This is a genomic window from Pseudomonas sp. NFX5, from assembly GCF_049132125.1.
In the GTDB taxonomy this organism is placed as follows: Bacteria; Pseudomonadota; Gammaproteobacteria; order Pseudomonadales; family Pseudomonadaceae; genus Aquipseudomonas; species Aquipseudomonas marginalis.
Genome location: NZ_JAFMZG010000033.1, coordinates 1 through 19,596, shown reverse-complemented (window position 1 = coordinate 19,596; position 19,596 = coordinate 1). Strand labels below are relative to the sequence as shown.

General features: G+C 63.2%; 16 protein-coding genes. 11 read left to right on the top strand and 5 right to left on the bottom strand.

The features are described 5' to 3' along the window. Window position 1 precedes the first annotated feature (1 nt). From J1N02_RS24370 to J1N02_RS24325, 10 genes are read left to right on the top strand one after another with little or no spacing between them, the layout of a single operon-like run. Complete coding sequence (locus J1N02_RS24370) at window positions 2-913, top strand: glycosyltransferase family 2 protein (protein WP_169899749.1); 912 nt, start codon at window positions 2-4, stop codon at window positions 911-913. A 29-nt stretch (window positions 914-942) separates the two neighbouring features. Then, window positions 943-1,719 (top strand): polysaccharide biosynthesis/export family protein, encoded by a 777-nt coding sequence (locus J1N02_RS24365; RefSeq protein WP_027603103.1) that lies wholly within the window; start codon window positions 943-945, stop codon window positions 1,717-1,719. Window positions 1,720-1,733: 14 nt separating this feature from the next. Next, window positions 1,734-3,725, top strand: a complete 1,992-nt coding sequence (locus J1N02_RS24360) for a GumC family protein (RefSeq protein ID WP_421147912.1) — start codon at window positions 1,734-1,736, stop codon at window positions 3,723-3,725. Further along, a complete protein-coding gene (locus tag J1N02_RS24355; RefSeq protein WP_421147911.1) occupies window positions 3,725-4,915 on the top strand; it encodes a glycosyltransferase in 1,191 nt (396 codons plus the stop codon). Before J1N02_RS24360 ends, J1N02_RS24355 begins: the two co-directional genes overlap by 1 nt. Beyond that, window positions 4,905-6,233, top strand: a complete 1,329-nt coding sequence (locus J1N02_RS24350; protein ID WP_092359582.1) for a GH39 family glycosyl hydrolase — start codon at window positions 4,905-4,907, stop codon at window positions 6,231-6,233. Before J1N02_RS24355 ends, J1N02_RS24350 begins: the two co-directional genes overlap by 11 nt. A gap of 8 nt (window positions 6,234-6,241) precedes the next feature. Continuing rightward, window positions 6,242-7,459 carry a glycosyltransferase family 4 protein gene (locus J1N02_RS24345; RefSeq protein WP_108574799.1) on the top strand — a complete coding sequence of 406 codons (1,218 nt, stop codon included), beginning with the start codon at window positions 6,242-6,244 and terminating at the stop codon, window positions 7,457-7,459. Continuing rightward, window positions 7,450-8,553: a glycosyltransferase family 4 protein gene (locus J1N02_RS24340; RefSeq protein WP_098479967.1), complete on the top strand. Its 1,104-nt coding sequence runs from the start codon at window positions 7,450-7,452 to the stop codon at window positions 8,551-8,553. Before J1N02_RS24345 ends, J1N02_RS24340 begins: the two co-directional genes overlap by 10 nt. A 2-nt stretch (window positions 8,554-8,555) precedes the next feature. Beyond that, window positions 8,556-9,983 carry an O-antigen ligase family protein gene (locus J1N02_RS24335; protein ID WP_027603097.1) on the top strand — a complete coding sequence of 476 codons (1,428 nt, stop codon included), beginning with the start codon at window positions 8,556-8,558 and terminating at the stop codon, window positions 9,981-9,983. After that, entirely contained in the window at window positions 9,983-11,392 is a 1,410-nt protein-coding gene (locus J1N02_RS24330; RefSeq protein WP_092359577.1) for a lipid II flippase MurJ, read from the top strand. The genes J1N02_RS24335 and J1N02_RS24330 overlap by 1 nt, the downstream gene beginning before the upstream one ends. 22 nt (window positions 11,393-11,414) lie before the next feature. After that, window positions 11,415-12,449 carry an acyltransferase family protein gene (locus tag J1N02_RS24325; RefSeq protein ID WP_108574800.1) on the top strand — a complete coding sequence of 345 codons (1,035 nt, stop codon included), beginning with the start codon at window positions 11,415-11,417 and terminating at the stop codon, window positions 12,447-12,449. 36 nt (window positions 12,450-12,485) lie between these two features. Here J1N02_RS24325 and J1N02_RS24320 read toward each other — a convergent pair whose 3' ends face one another. The 4 genes from J1N02_RS24320 to J1N02_RS24305 form a co-directional block, all read right to left on the bottom strand. Continuing rightward, window positions 12,486-13,061 (bottom strand): DUF4174 domain-containing protein, encoded by a 576-nt coding sequence (locus J1N02_RS24320; RefSeq protein WP_027603094.1) that lies wholly within the window; start codon window positions 13,059-13,061, stop codon window positions 12,486-12,488. Between the two features lie 164 nt (window positions 13,062-13,225). Beyond that, window positions 13,226-13,858: a glutathione S-transferase N-terminal domain-containing protein gene (locus J1N02_RS24315; protein ID WP_027603093.1), complete on the bottom strand. Its 633-nt coding sequence runs from the start codon at window positions 13,856-13,858 to the stop codon at window positions 13,226-13,228. Between the two features lie 31 nt (window positions 13,859-13,889). Further along, complete coding sequence (locus J1N02_RS24310) at window positions 13,890-16,247, bottom strand: DNA polymerase II (protein ID WP_027603092.1); 2,358 nt, start codon at window positions 16,245-16,247, stop codon at window positions 13,890-13,892. A gap of 138 nt (window positions 16,248-16,385) precedes the next feature. Next, complete coding sequence (locus tag J1N02_RS24305; protein ID WP_027603091.1) at window positions 16,386-16,853, bottom strand: SRPBCC family protein; 468 nt, start codon at window positions 16,851-16,853, stop codon at window positions 16,386-16,388. A gap of 99 nt (window positions 16,854-16,952) precedes the next feature. Here J1N02_RS24305 and J1N02_RS24300 point away from each other — a divergent pair, with 99 nt between their 5' ends. Further along, window positions 16,953-17,354 (top strand): GFA family protein, encoded by a 402-nt coding sequence (locus J1N02_RS24300; protein ID WP_043293198.1) that lies wholly within the window; start codon window positions 16,953-16,955, stop codon window positions 17,352-17,354. Window position 17,355: 1 nt separating this feature from the next. On the opposite strand, the gene mrdA is transcribed toward J1N02_RS24300, so the two are convergent. Beyond that, complete coding sequence (gene mrdA / locus J1N02_RS24295) at window positions 17,356-19,248, bottom strand: penicillin-binding protein 2 (RefSeq protein WP_027603090.1); 1,893 nt, start codon at window positions 19,246-19,248, stop codon at window positions 17,356-17,358. Between the last annotated feature and the right edge of the window lie 348 nt (window positions 19,249-19,596).

Here is a 19,596-nt window from a genome sequence, read left to right as displayed (position 1 = left end):
CATGCGTACTTCATTGATCATCCCCACCCGTAACGCCTCCAGCCACCTGGCACGCCTGCTGCCTGCGCTGAAGATGCAAACCCTGCAACCTGACGAGATGCTGGTGGTGGACAGCGCCTCCAGCGATGACACCGTGGCGCGCTTTCGAGCGTTCGGCGCGCGGGTCGAGGTGATCGACGCCCGTGACTTCAACCACGGCGGCACCCGCCGCTGGGCCAGCGAACAGGTGGGTGGCGACGCGCTGATCGTGATGACCCAGGACGCCATCCCGGCAACGCCCGAGACCTTTGCCAACCTGCTCGATGAATTGCAGCATGACCCGCTCAACGGCGTCGCCTACGGGCGGCAATTGCCCCACCCCGATGCGGGCTTGCTGGGCGCGCAATCGCGGCACTTCAACTACCCGGAACACAGCCGCAGCAAAAGCCTGGCCGATGCACCGGAGCTTGGGATCAAGACCTGCTTCAGCTCCGACTCGTTTTCGGTGTACCGGCGCAGTGTGTTGCAGGCCGTTGGTGGCTTCCCTGCCGACGTGATCGGCAGCGAAGACGCCTTTGTGGCCGCACGCATGCTGCTCGACGGCTACAAGGTGCGCTATGCCGCCACCGCGCTGGTGCATCACTCCCACGATTACAAACTCATGGACGAGTTTCACCGCTACTTCGACATTGGCGTGTTCTACGGCCGCGAGCCGTGGATCAAGCAGGCCTTTGGCGACGCGGGTGGCGAGGGCAAACGCTATGTGCTGGCCGAACTCGCGGCGCTGCGCAAAGCCGGCGCCTTGCACCGCGCGCCCGAGGTGCTGGTGCGCAGTGCGTTCAAACTGCTCGGTTACCGCCTGGGCCATCTTGAACGCCGCCTGCCGCTCGCCCTCAAGCGGCGCATCAGCATGTTTCCCGGTTATTGGAGGTGAGCAGCATGACCCACAGGAAGTCCCCCTTGATGAAGCGAAGCGTGCTCGCCCTGGCCATGCTGGCCCTGGCCGCCTGCAACACCCCGGCGCGTATCGAGCCACCGGACAGCAAGACCGTCGAGGACGGCAAGCGCGCCCTCGACCAACTGGCCCAGCTGCCACCGGCGGTGGAACGCATCCGTATCGGCGACCAGTTGCGCATCGTCCGCGATGCCGGCGAGATGCCGACGCTGTCGGCGTTCAACGTCAGCACCATCTACGAGCTGACGCTGTACACGGTGCAGACCGACGGCAAGATCAACTACCCGTTCCTGGGGCCGATCCAGGTTGCCGGGCGCCAGCCATCGGAGCTGGCCACCCAACTGACCCACGAGCTCGCGGCGACCTACCGCGAACCCCGGGTGACGGTGAACATCAACCAGGCACCGAGCAACTCGGTGATCGTCGGCGGTGCGGTGAATAACCCCACGGCGGTGCAGATCGCCACGGCCAACACCCTGGAGCAGGCGATTGTCGGCGCCGGCGGGGTCAGCCCGGCGGGCAACGCGAGCATGGTCGCGCTGCTGCGCGAAGATGCCCAGGGCGCCTATCGTGCTTACTTCCTGGACTTCAGCCAGCTCCTCAAGACCGGCGCCAACGGACGCAAGCCGGTACGCCTGCAACGCGGCGACGTGGTGTTCGTGCCCAAGTCCAACGTCGGCGAGCGCATCCAGGGCGTGGACACCTACATGAACCAACTGATCCCGTTCACCAAGTCCATCGGGGTCGGCTACAACTACACGCGAACCAGCGGCGGCAGTAATTAAAGGAGCGACATCCCATGATCGAGATCCGTTCTTTTCGTGATCTGCTACGCCTGTTCTTCATCTTCCGCCACGAGTTCAAACTGGCCGCCATTGCGGCACTGGTGATCATTCTGCTGGGGGCTTTCCTGCTGCCGGCCAAGTACGAATCCACGGCGCGCCTGCTGGTCAAGCCGGGGCGTGATTCGACCTTGCCCATCGAGATCAGCAACCGCCAGGCGCTGGTGATGCCCAGCACCCAGCGCGACCCGATTGTCGACGAAGAGCGCCTGCTCACCGGGCGCCCGATTGTGCGGGCGGTGGCCGAGCACTACCTGGAGGTGATCAGTAACGCACCGCCACCGGAAGGCTTCTGGAAGCGCACCAAGTACTACGTCAAGAGTGGCATAGGCGCGGTGTTCGATGGCATCCGCGTGGTACTGGAAACTGTCGGCGTGGTGGAAAAAACCACACCGGTGGAGCGCCTGGCGGCGGGCCTGGAAAAGAACTTCGAGGTGAGCCACGCGGCCGGCTCCACGGTGATGGACATCAACTTTACCTGGGGCGACCCGGAGATAGCCCAGGCGGTGGTCAAGGATTGGGTCGAGACCTATGTCAACGAACGCACCCAGGCCCTGGGGCGCAAGAGCCTGTACGTCTTCTATGAAGGCCAGGTCGCCACCAGCGCCACCGAGATCCAGAGCTACAAGCAGCAGATCCTCACGCACCTGAACCAGATCGGCGCGGCGAGCATCACTGATCGCCTGGAAGACTTGTCCGAGCGCATCAACGTACTGCGGGGCGAAACGTTCAACACCACGCGCCTGATCGCCTCCTCCGACAGCGCCATACAGAGCACCCGCACCCAGCTCAAGAGCCAGCCCAAGGAAGTCACCACGGTGCGCCAGATCGCACTGAACCCCCAGCAGCAGGACCTGCGCCGCCTGCTGAACCAGAAGCTGCTGGAAAAGGCCGACATGATGCGCACCTACACGGACAACGCGCCGCCGGTCAAAGCCCTGGATGCGTCGATCCGCGCAATGCAGGCCCATGTCGCGAGTGAAAGCAACACCGTGCAAAGCTCGGAAAACCGCGCGCCCAATACCCTGGAAATCCACTTGCAGCGAGTACTGCTGGATGAGTCGAGCAACAACCTCGCGCTGCGTACCCAACTGACTCAACAACAGAAACAACTGGCCAACCTCGAAGCCCAGCGCAAGCAAGCCCTGGAGATCGAACCGGAACTGACACGCCTCGCCCGGGAGCTGGGCGCCGCCGAACGCAACTACGCGTTGTATGTGGACAACCTGGAGAAATCACGCATCGACCGTGAACTGGATAACAGCCAGATCAGCAACATCGCGGTGATCGAAGAGGCCACCCTGAACCCCGGCCGCATCTTCCCCAAAACCCTGGTGATGCTGGTGCTGGCGGTCCCATTCGCCGTCGTCGTCGGCCTGCTGGTGATCTACCTGTGCTACCTGCTCGACCAGCGCATCCACGATGGCGGCCTGGCGGAACGCAAGTTCGGCCTGCCGCTGTGGACCACCTTGCCCGAGCTGGACACCAGCACCGCCCAAAGCACCAACGCGTTCAATGCGAGCATCTACCGGCTGTACGGGTTGCTGCAGTTGGAGCGCATCGCCGAGCAGGGCCTGACCCTGGGGCTGACCTCGGCACGTCACGGCGAAGGGGTGACCTTTGTGGTGGAACAACTGCGTCAGTTGCTGCAGGAAAACGGTATCAACGTGCGTGTGGGCGGCGCCGAACCGGCGGCGCCAGGTGAAGTGGTGCTGCTGGACGCCTCGGCGCTGCTGGATAACCGCGATGCGTTTATCAACCTGCGTCGGGCCGACCTGATCGGGCTGGTGGTGGAAGCGCAGAAGAGCACGGTGCCGGTGGTGGAGCACGCGCTGTCGATCCTCAACACCGCGTTCGGCAAGGTCGACGGCATCATCATCAACCGGCGCAAATTCGAAGTGCCGGCCAAGGTGCTGAAAACCATCGCCAAGTACCGAGGGGCATTCTGATGCGCGTCGCCCTGCTCGCCCCGTTGCCGCCGGAGAAAAATGGCATCGCCGACTACGCGAACCATTTCCGCAGGGCACTGGAACAACTGGAGGTGACGGTGCTGACGCCGTTGGCCGGGGTGGCGGGCAACAGCGATGCGATCAAACAGGCCATCGGTGGGTTCGACTGGCACAGCGTGGACCTGGTCCACGCCGAGCTGGGCGGTGGACGGCTGGGGGAATTCCTGGCCCTGCGCGAATTGCGCAAGGCCTACCCGGCACTGCCCTTGACCGCCACGGTGCACGATCCGGAACGCATCGTCTGGCGGCGTGAGCGCTTGCCATTCCCGTTGAACCTGCTGGAGCGCTTGCCCAGCCCGATGCCACAGGCCGCAGTGGTGCTGGCCGATCCGCTGACCTTGCGTGAAGAGCGTCAGGTCGCCGCCGGCTTGACCCGCTTGATCACCCTCACCCGCCTGGGCGCCGAGTGCCTGGGCCAACGCATGCAACTGCCGGCGGGGAAAGTCGCGGTGATCAACCATGCCAACCTGGCGATTCCATCGGCGCCGTTACCGCCCCTGGATACGCTGCGCCTGCTGTACTTCGGGTTTATCTACCGGGGTAAAGGCATCGAAGACCTGTTAGAGGCCCTGGCCGGCGTATTCAAGCAGGCCCCCGAATTGCGTGAGCGTGTGCGCCTGACCCTGGCCGGTGGCACCGCCGCCGAAATGGCGTTTGGCGCAGGCGGCAACTACCTGGAGCAGTTGAACCGCCAGATCGCCGAACTCGGCCTGGCGGATGCCATCGACTGGCAGCTGAACCTGCCGGCCGACGAGATTGCCCAGACCATCCAGGCCCACCATGTGATGGTACTGCCCTATCGCGAATCGAAAAAACTCGGCCTGCTCGGGCGCCAACGCGGGACCAGTGGCGCGCTGTCCTGGGCTGCCGCCTGCGGGCGTGGGGCGATTACCTCCGACGCTCGCGCGTTTGCCGAGGAAGTCGCCAGCGGCAACGGTGCCCTCTACCCCGAAGGCGATGTGGATGCCCTCAGCGCGCAACTGCTGCGCCTGGCGCGCACGCCGCTGCTGGCCCGGGACTGGGCCGAACGCGCCGGCGAAATCGGCCGCGAGCGCTTATGGCCGTTGACCGCGCAAAAGTTCAAGGCACTGTTTGAGCAAGCCATCGAGGGCAGCCACCATGGCGCGTAAACGCACCTACGTCGCCACCCTGGTTGTGGTCGCCGCCCTGGGCCTGACCGCGTTTTTGTGGGGGCGCCAGGCCGATGCCGAGAGCCATGTGCTCAAGGGCAACAAAACCGTGGTGTGGAAGGATTTCCTCGGGGTGAACGCGCAGTTCCTGTGGTTCGCCCCTGAGCGCTATCAGAAGCAGATCGACCGTCTCAAGGCGCTGGGCCTGGAGTGGGTACGCCTGGATTTGCATTGGGACCAGCTGGAGCCGGTCGAAGGGCAGTACCAGGTTGCGACGCTGGATCAGTTGGTGGGCAAACTACAGGACAACCAGCTCAAGTCGGTGTTCTACCTGGTCGGGTCGGCGCCGTTCGCCACCACTGCGCCGGTGGGGGCGCCGTATCAGGACCAGTACCCGCCAAAAGATCCTAACGTGTTCGCCAACCGCATGGCGCTGTTGGCCCAGCGCTACCCCAGTGTCGACGCCTGGCAGGTGTGGAACGAACCGAACCTGCTGGGCTTCTGGCGCCCGGTGGCCGACCCGGCCGGCTACGCCGCACTGCTGACCACCACCGCCGCCGCGTTGCGCGCAATGAACCCGAGCAAACCGGTGGTGGCCGCCGGCATGGCATTCTTCAGCGAAATGCCCAACGGCCAGAGCATGTTCGATGCCCTCGGCGCCCTGGGCGTGGCCAGCCTCAATACCGTCGTCTCGTACCACCCCTATACCCAATTGCCCGAAGGCAACGACCCGGCCAACCTGGACTTTATCGCCAGGACCACCACGCTCAACCAGGCCCTGCGCAGCGGCGGCGTGCAGACCCTGTGGAGCACCGAATGGGGCTGGTCGACCTACACCGGTCCCAAAGACGCCCAGGACATCATCACCCCACAGGCCCAGGCCGATTACGTGGTGCGCCGCCTGGCGCTGATGAGTGCGCTGGATTACGACCGGATCTTCCTGTTTACCCTCAGTGATCTGGACCAGCGCGCCAGTGTGCGGGACCAGTCTTACGGCTTGCTCGACATCGACGCCAACCCCAAGCCGGTCTACACCGCGCTGAAAAATTTCCTCGACGTCAGCGGTCCGACGCTCACCCCCGGCGATCCGCCCAGCGCCGACCAGTTGCCCGACGGCCTGTTCAGCATCGGCTGGACCCGCGCCGACGGGCGCAAGCTATGGTTCTTCTGGGCGGCCGGGGGCGGCAACGCACACCTGCCCAACCTGGCCAGCGCCACCCTGTATGACCCGCTGCGCGGTACGCAAACCCCGGTGAGCGGCACCCACGGGCTGACCGTCAGGGTCAAGCCGAACCTGCAAATTCTGTTATGGGAGTGAGGCCCGCCATGCGCATTTTATGGATCCTGCCCTACTCGCCCTGGCCCGCCACCAGCGGCGGCAAGACGCGCCAGTTCCACCTGCTGCGCAGCCTGGCGGCGCGGGGGCATCGGATCACCTTGCTGCTGCATGACAAGCATCCGGTGTCCCCTGCCGACCGCCAGGTGCTGGAAGCGTTTGTCGAACAGTTGATCATCCTGCCGCGCCGCCCGTTGCGCAGCCTCAAGACCCTGGTGGCGGGGCTGTTTGCCCCCTACCCGCTGCTGGCCAGCGTGAATGGGCTGGCGGGCGAGTTGCAGGACACCTTCAACTGGTTGCTGGGTGAGCAGTGGGACGTGGTGCAGATCGAGCACAGCTACAGTTTCCAGCCTTACGAGGATGCGCTGGCGCGTAAATCACAGCCCTTTGTGCTGACCGAACACAATGTGGAATCGGCCCTGGGCGCGGCCACCTACGACCGCTTGCCGCGTTGGTCGCTGCCGTTCATTCGCTACGATCAATGGCGCTATGCCCGCTGGGAACGCCGGGTGATGCGCCAGGCCGCGCAGGTGGTGGCGGTCACTCAAAGCGATGCGCACACCCTGGAGAAAATCGCCGGAAAACCCGTGCCGGTGGTGGTCAATGGCGTGGACTGCGATCACTTCGCCGCCGCCCATCCCGACCCGTCGACACGCCGCGTGCTGTTCCTCGGCAACTATGAATACGCGCCGAACGTGGACGCCATCGAATGGGCCCTGGATGAAATCCTGCCCAAGGTCTGGGCGCGCTGTGCGGATGCGCGCATGAGCGTGTGCGGCTTCGGCATGCCCGGCAGCTGGCGCGAGCGCTGGAAAGACCCGCGTATCGAGTGGCAAGGCTTCGTACCCGACCTGCTGGACCTGCAATCGAGCTGTTCGGTGTTCCTGGCCCCGTTGCGCCACGGCGGCGGCTCCAAGCTCAAGGTGCTCGAAGCCCTGGCCGCCGGCCTGCCGCTGGCCAGCACCGAACAAGGCGTGTCGGGGCTGGACCTGGTGGAAGGCCTCGACTACCTCGGTGGGCAAAGCGCCGACGACCTGGCCGATGCCGTGGTGCGCCTGCTGCAATGCCCTGAAGCCGCCGCGCCCATGGGTGAGGCGGGCCGCGCCTACGTACGCCGCGCCCATGACTGGAGCGTCGCCGCCAGCCAATTGGAGCAGGTGTACGCCACCCTCGTGCCGCTGAGCCAGAGGGAGCCCGCATGCGTATAGGCCTGGATTACCGCACCGTCGGCACCTCGCCGCAATCGGGCATCAGCCGCCAGGTGTATGCACTGGAAAGCGCCCTGCACACCTTGCCGGGCATTGAGCTTGAACGGTTTACCGTGGCGCCACTGGGCGATGAAACGCGCCTGCAGGCCCACTGCCCGGCGTGGGGCTGTGCCAAGACCGCCATGCACCAGCCGCAGAATCGTCTGCGCTTTGAGTCCGGTTTTCTGCCGCGTGCCTTGCGCGAGGAGCGTATCGACCTGTACATCAGCACCTTCAACATGGGCCTGCCGTTGCCGCCCAAGCCGAAGGGTTTGCGCACGGTGGTGCTGCTGCATGACCTGTTCCAGATCACCCTGGACAACTACCATGCCAACCGCTTGAAGGCGCTGATCTACAAGACCAGCGATCGCCTGTCGATTACCTACGCGGTGCACAGCGCCGACCGCGTGTGGACGCCGTCGCAATACAGCGCCGATGAAACCGCACGGCTGTTTCCCAAGGCGGTGGGCAAGATTCGTGTGCTGCCCAATCAGGTCGATGGCTTTGCCGGGCTGGTGGCGGACCTGAGCCGGCATCAATTGCCCGAGCGCTACTGGCTGCTGGTGGGCACCCGCGAGTTGCGCAAGAACGTGCCGTTTTTGGTGGACGCCTGGCAGCAGGCGCGGCGCCAATCCCCTTCGGTGCCGGAGTTGGTGCTGGTGGGCAGTTTGGAACACTTGCCCGAAGCCCAGCGCACATTGCCGGGGATTCGCGCCCTGAGTGGCGTGTCGGACGCCGAGTTGCAGGGGCTGTACCGCCAGGCGTCACGCCTGTGGCAGCCGTCCTATGCCGAAGGCTTTGGCCTGCCGGTGATCGAGGCCCTGAGCGTCGGTACGCCGGTGGCGGTGGCCAGCGGCACTTCGCTGGATGAAATCACCCCGCCGTCGGCCCCGCGGTTTTCGCCCACCGATGGCCCGGCGCTGGTGCAATTGATGCTCAGCCTGGGCGCGCGGCCGGATGAAGACTGCGCCGAGCAACGGCGCCTGTGGGCGCAACGTTTCAACCATCATGCTTATCGCCAACGCCTGGCCGAACTGATCGAGGAACTTCAGTGAGAGTGAACCTGGCAAGCCTCGTCGCGATCCTCTTCGGCCTGCTGTTTGGCGCCCTCGCCCTGTTGCTGTCGCCGGCCAAGGCGTTCCTGGCCGTGGTCGGCCTGGCGGGGGCAGTGACCATCCTGCGCTTTCCGTTGTGGGGGCTGTTGTTGTTCGCCATGATCGCCACGTTCATGCCGTACTCGACTATCAACCTGGGGATCCGCAGCACCGTCAGCGAAGCGATCCTGGCCCTGACCTGGGGCGCGGTGCTGTGGCACAACTTCCTGGCCCGCCTGCCCGATACGCCCAGCCTGACCCGCCGCCCCACCGACCAGATGCTGCTATGGCTGATGCTGTTCAGCGTGTTCCCGTTTATCGTCGGCCAGGTCACCGTCCACGCCGACAGCAGCGGCGTGGCCAACTGGCTGCGCTGGTTGCTGAGCCTGTCGGCGGTGTTCCTCTGCGCCAGATTGCTGGTGGACCGCAAGCAGCGTGAATCCTTGGTGATCGCCCTGTTGCTGGGCAGCCTGGCGATGCTGGTGCTGTCGATTGCGGTGTTCGTGCGCACGCGCTCCGGGGCCGGCATTGCGCCGATTCTGGCGTTGTTCAACTACGGCAACTTCGACATGTTGAAATTCGGCCTGGAGGCCATGTCTTCGCGCATGGGTTCGCCGTGGATGCACCCGAATGCCATCGGCGGGATCATGGCATTGCTGCTGCCCCTGGCCTTCTGCTTCGGCGTGACCGAACAGGGCTGGAAACGTGCGCTGGGCCTGGGCGTCGCCTGCCTGGGCGCGGCGGCGTTACTGTTGGCCAGCAGCCGTGGCGCGATGGTCAGCCTGGCGTTGGTGCTGGTGTGGATGGCTACGCGCCGCGTGCCCTACACCGGGCGCCTGCTGATGATCGGCGCGGCGCTGACCGTGGCACTGGTAATGGCCTACCCACCGTTGCAGGAACGCCTGGCGACGATTTTCTCGTCGGACAACGCCAGTACCGAAGTGCGGTTCGACGAGTACCGCATGTTCCCGCAGGCGGTGGTGTCTTATCCGTTCGGGATCGGCTTCAAGGTTGACCCGCCGGTACCGGGCACCCACCTGTTGGGGATCTCCAACCTGTGGCTGAACTTCATCTACAAGACCGGCATCGTCGGCATGCTGTTCTTTGTGGCGGTGACCGTGCGCTGGTGGCGCGAGGCGCGTCCGCAAAAAGGCCCGATCCGCCTGACCAAGGACAATGCCCTGTGGCTGGGCACCACCGGCGGGATTCTGTCGGCGCTGGTCAGCGGCCTGTTCGACCACTACTTCAGTTTTGCGGTGGTGATGGTGGCGTTGTTCTGGCTGATGGTGGGCATCAATGTGCTGGAGGCGCGGCGGTTGTTTCCGGCGCGGCTGCCGCAGGTGAAGACCGTGGCCTACCGCAAACACCTGCCTGATGGGGCACGGCCCTGATGCTCGGCTCCGCCGCCTGGCTGACCCTGGCGACCCTGGTGGGCCTGTGCCTGGGATTTGCCCGTGAATGGTTGCTGGTGGCGGCCTGGGGCGCCGGAGAGCGCAGCGATGCCTTCCTGATCGCGCTGTTTTTGCCGGAAGCGCTGCGCATGTCGTTGGCCGGCGGTGTGCTGAGCGCCGCCGCGCTGCCGTTGTACCTGCAACGCAAGCATGGCGAACGCCTGGAGTGGCTGGCGGTGCTGTTCCCGGCGTTGCTGCTGATCGCGCTGGTCATCAGCCTGCTGCTGACGCTGTTGGCACCGTGGCTGGTGCAAGTGCTCGGCCCGGGGTTGGCCGACACCGCCACAGTCTTGGCCAGCAGCAACCTGCAGATCCTCGCCTGGTGTGTGCCGGGCTTGATGTTGCATGGGCTGTTCAGCATTCCCTTGCAGGCCGGTGAACGTTTTGTCCTCGCGGGGCTGGGCTCGTTGCTGTTCAACCTGCCGCCGGTGACGTACCTCGCCCTCGCCGGCACCACCAGCCAACCGCACGCGCTGGCCCTGGCCTGCCTGGCCGGCAGCCTGTTGATGCCGCTGGCGCTGTTGCCGTCGGTGTGGCGCCAAGGCTGGCGGCCATGGCGCTGGCAACTGAGCGTCGCACCCTTGCGGGAGCTGGGCCAGCGCATCGGACCGCTGTTGCTGAGCAATGGCGCCAGCCAGGGGTTGGCGCTGATCGAGCGGCTGGTGGCATCGCTGCTGGGCGAAGGCGCGGTGACCTGGGTCAACCTGGCGCGCAAGCTGATGAACCTGCCGCTGATTGCACTGATGAGTCTCAACCAGGTACTGCTGGGCATGATGAGCCGCCGTCAGGGCGATGAGCGCCTGGCCCTGCTCAAGCGCGGCCTGGAAACCGCCAGCGTGTTGACCCTCCCTGCCGGTGTCGGCCTGGTGGCGGCAGCCCCGAGCCTGGTGGCATTGCTGCTGCCCAGGCAATCGGCGGATTCGCCGTTGCCGCTGCTGCTGGCCTGGTTTGCCGTGCCGTTGGTGTTCGGCGCCTGGAACGCCTTGCTCGCGCGCTATGCCTACGCCGCCGGCGATACGCGCGAGCCGCTGCGCTGCGAGTTGCTCGGCAGCCTGGTCAACGTGGTGTTGCTGGGAGCGCTGCCCTGGGTGTTCGGCCTGGCCGGTATCCCCTTGGCCGCACTGGCCGGCGTGCTCTGCACCGCACTGTTGCTGATGCAGCGCCAGGCCTTGCTCGACGCCGTGCCCTGGGCCCGGCACTGGCTGCTCAGTGCACTGCTGATGGGGCTGGCGGCGCTGATGCTGTTTGGTATTGAGGGCGTGTGGCTGCAACTGGGGCTGAGCACCCTGGCCGGCGCCGTGGTGCTGCTCGGCATGGGGCTGTGGCTCAAGCCGTGGCGCAAGGCATGAATGATCGATCGGGAGCACTCAGGTGAAAAATCGCTGGATTCAAATGGATATCGCCAAGGGCATCGGCATCCTGGTGATCGTGTACGCCCACAGTTGGTTTGTCGCCACGTCGCCGGACTTGATGTACCCGATCCTGGCGTCGTTCGTACTGCCGTTGTTCTTCTTTCTGTCGGGGGTGTTTTTCAAACCTGAACAGCCGTTTGTCGAGATGGCGGTGCGTAAGGCCGACGGCCTGCTCAAGCCGTTTTTCTTCACCATGCTGGTGTATGTGATCGTGCGCGATGTGCTGCGCGGCCAACCGCTGCTGCCGGATATCGGCGGCGTGCTGTACGCCTCGGTGGCCACCATCCCGTGGCAGGCGCTGTGGTTTTTGCCGCACTTCTGGGTGGCGATCCTGTTCAGTTGGGCTGTGCTGCGGCTGATCCAGCGCCTGCCGCTGGCGGTGAGCTGTGCAGTGATGCTGGTGCCGCTGCTGATCGGCATCTGGATGCTGCCGTGGTTCTGGCAACTGCCGGTGACTCTCGGCGGGCAAACCTGGGTGCTGCCCGGCTTGCCCTTCAGCCTGGATATCACCCTGATCAGCAGCGCGTGTTTCGTCTACGGCTACCTGCTGCGCGACTGGCTGCGTACCCATGCGGGCTCCCTTTTGACCCTGCTGGTGTCGGGGGTGCTGTTCGCGGCGGTGTTCCTCTACCGGGGTGACACCATGGACCTGGCGCAGCGTCGCTACGACCACTGGCTGTGGACCAGCCTGCTGGCGGTGATTGGGGTGTACCTGTGCTGGGCGTTGGCGCGGGTGCTGATGGCGTCGGCCCTGATCACCCGGGTCATGACCTACATCGGCCAGTCGACCCTGATCCTGCTGATCTTCCATGGGGAGATCCAGCACAAGACATTCGATTTGATGGAGCGTCTGGGGCTGCACGCGTTTGTCGCGGCCTGTATCGGCTTTGTGGTGGCGGTGGTGGTGCCGTTGTTGATCGGGGAAGTGATCAAGCGGGTGGCGTTCCTACGGTTTTTCTACTTTCCATTTCCACTGCGCAAGGCTGCCGGATAACGGTAGGAGCGAGCGTGCTCCTACCGGGTATCAGGTTCAGTCATCCAGTTGTTGCGCGGCGGGCTTGCCGGCGTGTTTCGCCGGCTTGGCGCCCTTGGCCGGAGCCGGTGCAACGGGCTCGGGTTCCGGGGCGGCGGCGGTTTCTTTCTCGGCCATCGGCATCTGGTCGATGGCGCTGAAAAACTCTTTCAAGTCGAGGCTATCCGGCGGCACGGTCTTCTCGACTTTCTTCTCGCCATCCTTGCCCACCAGGATCACTTTGGTGCCGCTGCCGGCGCCCAGTTTGAGGGCGCGGATCAGCGCATTGGTCTCAGGCGGCGTGAGCTTCTTGTTGTCCTTGGGGTCCTTGGCGAACTTCTCCCCTTCGGCACCGATGCTGCCGAACTTCACGGTGTAGAACACCATGCTGCGCTCTTCAAAGGACTGCTTGGTGGCAGGCTCGTCCAGTTGTTTCTTGAGGGTCGCCAGTGTGTCGTTGCCGGAATCAAGCTCCACCACCACCAGTGGCCGGGCTTTGCCCAGGTCCTGCTTGAGCGGGTTGATATCATCAGCAGCCAACAGCGGCCCCGTAAAAGCCATCAAGGTAGCCAGGGTCAGCGACCGGATGAGCATGCGCACCTCCTTTGAATTCCATGCAGGGTTCTTGAGTTTCATGTCTGCGACAGTCAAATTCAAGGATGATTCCTACACCGCGTTCAGAAAGCGTAGGCCAGGACGCCCGCTCCGCAAGGACTTGGCGGCGACATGCGGCATTGTTTCCTTTGATTGCACAAACATTACGAGACCTTCCAGCCCGGCCAATGGCGGGCAAAGACAGGCGCCACGATCGGGTCGGCATCCACCTGCGCCAGGGTCTGGGCAAAACCTGGCGCCAGGGCAGTCAACGCCTCACGCGCTTCATCCCAGCGCGACACCGCCGCCGCCATGATGCCCAGCGCATTCGGTGCGCCGTCGGGCGCGAACAGCTGGCCGGCAAACTGTTCGGCAAACACCACCCAGGCCTGGTGCAGATAGCGGCGCGTGCCGGTGGTCAATTGCGTCTGCACCACTTCATCGACGTTGCCCAGCCAGCGTTGCGGGTAGTCGATGATGCCGATCGCCGAATAACAGTTGGCCGCGATGTACACCAGGCCGCGGATGATCTGGTCACGGTCGCCGCCCAGCAGATGCGCATCGGGAAACGCCAGGCCCAGGTGGATCAGGATCGCGGCACTTTCCGTCAGCACCTGCCCATCGGGGGTAACCAGGGTGGGCACCTGTTTGAGCGGGTTGATACGGGCAAGCTCGTCGCTGCCCTCGCCGTCGGCCCAGGAGGCGGCGTCTACTCGTCGCCATGGTACCGCGCACCGCTGCAGGGCGATTTCGATCATGCAGGAGCCGGATTCGTCGATGCCATAGAGTGTGTACATAGCCTTTCCTCCATTGGATGAATCAAGGATTTTAGAACAGGCCCATTTGCCCGCCGACCAGGGTGCTGAAATCGTCACTCACGAACGGCAGTATCGCATCCGCGACCGGTTGCAATTGCCGGGTGACGTAGTGGTCGTAATCAATCGGCGCCTGGCGTACTTCCAGCGGTTCGGGGCCGTTGACGCTGATCACGTAGCGGATCCAGCCGCCGCGCTGGTACTGGCGCGGTCGCCCCAGGCGGTCGTTGTATTCATCGGCCAGGCGCGCCGCGCGTACATGGGGCGGCACGTTGCGCTCGTAGTCATCCAGTTGACGGCGCAGACGTTTGCGGTAGATCAGCAGTTCATCGAACTCGCCGCTCAAGGTGCGGCGCACGTAGTCGCGTATGTAGTCCTGATGGGGCTGGCGGTGGAAGATGCGTTGGTAGAGTTCCTGCTGGAACCGGCGGGCCAGGGGCGACCAGTCGCTGCGTACGGTCTCCAGGCCTTTGTAGATCATCTCTTCGCTGCCGTCGGCACGTACCACCAGGCCGGCGTAGCGCTTCTTGCTGCCCTCCTCCGCGCCGCGAATGGTCGGCATCAGGAAGCGGCTGAAGTGGGTTTCGTATTGCAGCTCCAGGGCACTTTGCAGGCCGAACGCGCTGTGCAGGTGCTCACGCCACCAGGTGTTGACGTGCTTGACCAGCGCCTGGCCGATACGGCTGGCGTCGTCCTGGGAATGCGCGCTGCCGAGCCACACGAAGGTGGAGTCGGTGTCGCCGTAGATCACCTCATACCCCTGGGCTTCAACCAGTTCGCGGGTCTGGCGCATGATCTGGTGGCCGCGCATCGTGATCGACGAAGCCAGGCGTGTATCGAAAAAACGGCAACCGCTGGAACCGAGTACGCCGTAGAACGCGTTCATGATGATTTTCAGCGCCTGGGACAGCGGCGCGTTGTGCTCACGCTTGGCCTCTTCGCGACCTTCGGAGACACGCGCAACGATGGCCGGCAGGCAGTGCCGGGTGCGAGAAAAGCGTGCACCGCGAAAGCCTTCGACGGAGTCGCTGTCGTCGGGGTGCTTGAGGCCTTCGATCAGGCCCACCGGGTCGATCAGGAAGCTGCGGATGATCGAGGGGTAGAGGCTTTTGTAATCGAGCACCAGCACCGATTCGTAGAGGCCGGGGCGCGAGTCCATGACAAACCCGCCGGGGCTGGCCTGGGGCGGTTTGTCGCCCAGGTTCGGCGCGACGAAGCCCTGGCGGTGCATCAGCGGCATGTACAGGTGGGTAAATGCCGCTACCGAGCCGCCGTTGCGGTCGGCCGGCAACCCGGTGACGCTGGCGCGCTCGAGCAGGAACTTGAGCAGCTCGGTCTTCTCGAAAATCCGTGTGACCAGCTCGCAGTCCTTGAGGTTGTAACGCGCCAGGGCGGGCTTGTCCTCGGCGAACATGCGGTTGATTTCGTCCATGCGTTGATACGGTGTGGAGATGTCCTTGCCCTCGCCGAGCAGGGTTTGCGCGACGTTTTCCAGGCTGAAGGATTCGAAGCTCCAGGTGGCCGAACGCAAGGCTTCGATACCGTCGATAATCAGGCGCCCCGCGGCCGCGGCGAAGTAATGGTTGCGGCTGCCGTGTTCGCGCCAGGCCATGGGCTCATCGCCGCGACCGAGCATCAGCGGCACGTTGAGGCGCTGGGCATGTTCGTGGAGTACGCGCAGGTCGAACTGCACCACATTCCAGCCGATGATTGCATCGGGGTCATGGGTGGCGAGCCATTGGTTGAGGCATTCGAGCAGTTGGGCGCGGGTGTCGCAGTAGTCGAGCTTGAAATCCACCGCGTCCGTCTTGTTCGGCGGGCCGAGCATGTACACCTGGCGTTCGCCGCAGCCTTCGAGGGCGATGGAATAGAGGTCGCCCTGGGCGGTGGTCTCGATATCCAGGGACACCAGCTTGAGCGGCGGCCGGTAGTCGGGCGCGGGCTTCATCTGCGCATCGCACAGGGCACCGCCGGCATCCGGTGTACCCCCGAACCAGACCGGAGCGGTGATGAAACGCTCCATCATGTAGCGTTCCGGCGGGCGCACATCGGCTTCGTAGACATCGACACCGGCGGCGCGCAGGCGTTTTTCCACGTCCATCAACTGGCGGTGCTGGCGCGTGTATAGGCCCAGGACCGGGCGGTGATGGAAATCGCAGAGTTGCAGCGGGCGCAATTCGATATCGCGTTCGCCTTTGAGCAACCAATCCAGCGGCTTGCGATGGGCCTCGGGAATAAACATCACCGAGGTCTGCACGGGTAGGCGGATAAACCGTGGCCCCTGGTCTGTGGCCAGCCAGAAACTGACCTCCGTGCCCGCCGGGGTGTCGCGCCAATGCCGGGTCAGGACAAAACCCTGCTGTAAATCCACCGTACCGCACCTCTGGAATAGCTTTCAGGCGTTGATTCTACGCGGCATCTGGGCAAACGCGGCAGGTAAACGCGCATGCAAGCGGTGGACTTCTAAAGGCGGCGAAAGCGGGCACCGCAATGGTGCCCTTTCTCCAGTTCACGCCCGACGTGCTTTGCTCAAATAGTTTTCGATATTGCCCATCTGATCGTCCCAGCCACGGGAGTTCATCTTGAAGGCCTTTTGCCGACGAGCCTCCGGCACCGCGTTGAAACCGGATTCAACCACCCGCAGCAAAATGCCCGGCGCCCGATCCTCAATGGTGAATTCAACCAGTGTCGGGGTTTCCTTGTCGTAGTCGACGCCCTTTTCTACCGCGAAGGGGTGCCACCAGAAAGAGAACAACGTTTGCGGCAGGATGCGTTCGATTTTGGCTTTCCAGATCACGTGTTCGTAACCTGGGTAGGTAATCGGCGCCTCTATGGTTTCCCCTGCCACAAAGGCTTTGCCCTTGAGGGCGATACCAAACCAATCGCCGAATTGCTCGGCATTGGCGAGCGCTTCCCAGACCTGTTTACGTGAAGCATTCAGCAGAACTTTTCGCTCAATGCGATCTAATACGTGCATAAGTCACCTCCTCCATTGACAGTAGGCGACACCAAATAATGCGCAACCTCAGGTTGTAAGCAATCATGATGACCCCGTCCTTGAACCGGCAATACGTTTATGACTGACCCATTGAATGGAAGTTGCTTCTGCAAAGGTGTCCGCTATCAGGTGGACCAGTTGGACATGCCTATCAGCCACTGCCACTGCGCAAGCTGCCGCAAAATACATGCGGCGCCGTTTGTCGCCACTGCAGGCGTAATGCGCGAACATTTTCGCTGGACGCGGGGAGAGGAGCTGTTGGCGTCCGTTGAATCTTCGCCGGGCAAGCTCAGGCATTTCTGCTCGCGCTGTGGCTCACATCTGATAGCAGAACGTGGGCATCAGCCCCATGTGATCGTGCGGGTGGCGACGCTGGACGATGATCCGGGCGTCAGGCCCACCTCGCACATCTGGACGGCCCATGATGTGCCCTGGCTTGCCCATGAAGGCATAGAGCAATGGGACGAGTGGAAGGCATGATTTAAACGCGGGGGTCACCTGGCGCTTTTGCCGGCGTCGCATATTGCGGCTTCAGGTGACCGTCCTGGTCGAGTAGCCAGGCATCCATGATTTGCCGCACCACCGGACCCGCGACGCGACCACCGGCCTCACCGTTTTCGATCATCACCGAAATCACGATCTTCGGATGTTCGGCCGGAGCGAAGCCAACGAACAACGCGTTGTCACGGTGGCGTTCCAGTGTCTTCTCGCGGTTGTAACGCTCGCCTTGCTTGATCGCAACCACTTGCGCGGTACCGCTCTTGCCGGCAATGCGATATTGCGCCCCTTGTGCGGCGGCCCGGGCGATACCTCGTGGGTCATGCATCACCAACTGCATACCGTGATTGACCTGCTCCCAATCACGCGGATCCTTGAGGACGACGTTGGGCATGGGGTTCTGGTCCACCGGCGGCTCGCCATTGATCGTCTTGGCCAGGTGCGGGCGATTCCACACGCCTTTGTTGGCGATCAACGCCGTGGCCTGGGCCAATTGCAGCGGAGTGACTTGCATGTAACCCTGGCCAATGCCGAGGATCACGGTTTCACCAGGGAACCAGGGTTGGCGCCGTGTGGCGCGCTTCCATGCCTGGGATGGCATCAAGCCAGCGGACTCTTCGAACATGTCCAGGGAGACTTTCTGACCCAGGCCGAACTCAGCCAAGTAGTCATGCAGGCGGTCAATGCCGAGCTTGTGAGCCAGGTCGTAAAAGTAAGTGTCGTTGGAACGCATGATGGCAGCGTCCATGTCTACCCAGCCGTCACCACTGTGGTTCCAATTGCGGTATTTGTGGTCAAAGTCGGGGAGCTGGTAGTAACCGGGGTCGAATACACGGGTCTGTGGGGTGACGACACCGCTGTCGAGACCAGCGATGGCCACTTCTGGCTTGATGGTCGAACCTGGCGCATAGAGCCCCCGGAGGACGCGGTTGAACAGCGGCCGGTCAATGGAGTCGTGCAGCGCGGCATATTCCTTGAAACTGATGCCGGTGACGAACAGGTTCGGGTCAAAACTCGGCTTGCTGACCATGGCCAGCACTTCACCGGTTTGCGGATCGAGGGCAACCACCGAGCCACGGCGATCACCCAGGGCCTCTTCCGCAGCCTCCTGGAGCTTCACATCGAGGCTCAGGACGATATTTTTGCCAGGGATCGGGTCGGTGTGCTTGAGCACACGGAGTACGCGGCCCTGGGCATTGGTCTCAACCTCTTCGTAGCCGACATGACCATGCAGTTCGGACTCGTAGAAACGCTCGATACCGGTTTTGCCGATGGACTGCGTGCCACGGTACTCCACCGAGTCGAGGGCTTTGGATTCTTTCTCATTGATCCGCCCCACATAACCGATGGAGTGGGCAAAGTGCGCGCCCAGCGGGTAGTGACGGACGAATTGCGGCTCTACATCTACTCCTGGCAGGCGGAACTCATTTACCGCCAGCAATGCAATTTGCTCTTCGGTCAACTCGTAAAACAACGTCACGGGGACGAATGGGTGGCGTGCCTGCTTCAGAGCCTTGTCGAACAGTGCTCGGTCTTCGACAGGCAGGTGCAGCAAGTTGACGATGGCGTCGAGCTCGCCCTTGAGGTCAGTGGTGCGCTCGCGGGTGATGGTCAGGTTGTAGCTGGGTCGATTATCAGCCAGCACCACGCCATTACGGTCATAGATAAGGCCGCGCGTCGGAGTGATGGGCAGCACATGGACGCGGTTGTTTTCAGAAATCGTGGAGTGGTAGTCGAACTGTACGACTTGAAGGAAATACATACGCCCCACCAGGGCACACGTAATGCCTATCACCAACAACGCACAAGCGAGCAGGCGCTTGTTGACCAGGCGGTTTTCTTTTTCGTGATCTTTAATCGGTATCGGTTCAGGCATTTCTACAGCATCTCGTTGAAGAAGGTCGACGCCGCATCCTGCGATGAAAGATCAGTCCTTGGGAAATGTGCTGCACCATACCAAAAATGCAGAAACACTTTGCATTGAATTCCCCAACGGCACTCTGAAGTGAGTTCCCTCTCGACGGGTACGGTGATACGGCAGCTGCCCTTGAAGATAATCAACAGCTCATCCGCCTAGGCGTACCCACTTTTCGAGCACCCAAAACAAAACCCCATCTGCTTTCGCAAATGGGGTTTCGGAATTTAATCTTGACGATGACCTACTCTCACATGGGGAAACCCCACACTACCATCGGCGATGCATCGTTTCACTGCTGAGTTCGGG